Genomic DNA, 541 nt, shown 5'->3' with positions numbered 1-541 from the left:
GGGCGACGCCGCGACGGTGGGCGGCGCGGGCGCCGGGGCGGGGGCTGCTCCGTCCGGCGGGGGTCGGTTCTCGCTGTTCACGGGCTCAGGCTAGGAGCGCTCGCGCGCGGGGGTCTTGTACGTTCTTGCGCGCCGCACCCGCCGCACGCGACGTCGCCGCCCGGGCCGCGCGACGTCGCCCGTCAGAACACGCGCCGTCGCCGACCGCGGCACGCGACATCGCCCCAGGTCACACGCGACGTCAGGCCCTCTCCGCCCGCGACGTCGCGCCCGGCAGTCGCTCGCTGCGGTACGCGCCGGGTGGGACGCCCACGATGCGGGTGAAGTGGCGGTTCAGGTGCGGCTGGTCGCTGAAGCCCACGGCGTGGGCGACGTCGGCGGGCGCGAGACCCGCGTCGAGGAGCCGGCGGGCGGCGCGTACCCGGGCGTCGGTGAGCCAGGTGTGCGGCGGCATCCCGTACGCCGCGCGGAAGGCGCGCAGGAGGGCGTACGGACCGGTGCCGAGCGTGGCGGCGAGTTCGCCCAGCGAGGGCGGGTCGGC

Annotated in this window: 1 protein-coding gene; it reads right to left on the bottom strand. The window is 78.2% G+C overall.

Features of this window, described 5'->3' with window-relative positions:
* Positions 1–241 precede the first annotated feature (241 nt).
* A partial coding sequence (locus tag G3I42_RS33875; RefSeq protein WP_164291487.1) for a helix-turn-helix transcriptional regulator occupies positions 242–541 on the bottom strand: 300 nt, incomplete at its 5' end.

Source organism: Streptomyces sp. SID11385, assembly GCF_010548245.1.
Taxonomy (GTDB): Bacteria; Actinomycetota; Actinomycetes; order Streptomycetales; family Streptomycetaceae; genus Streptomyces.
This window is presented reverse-complemented; position numbering and strand designations above follow the sequence as displayed.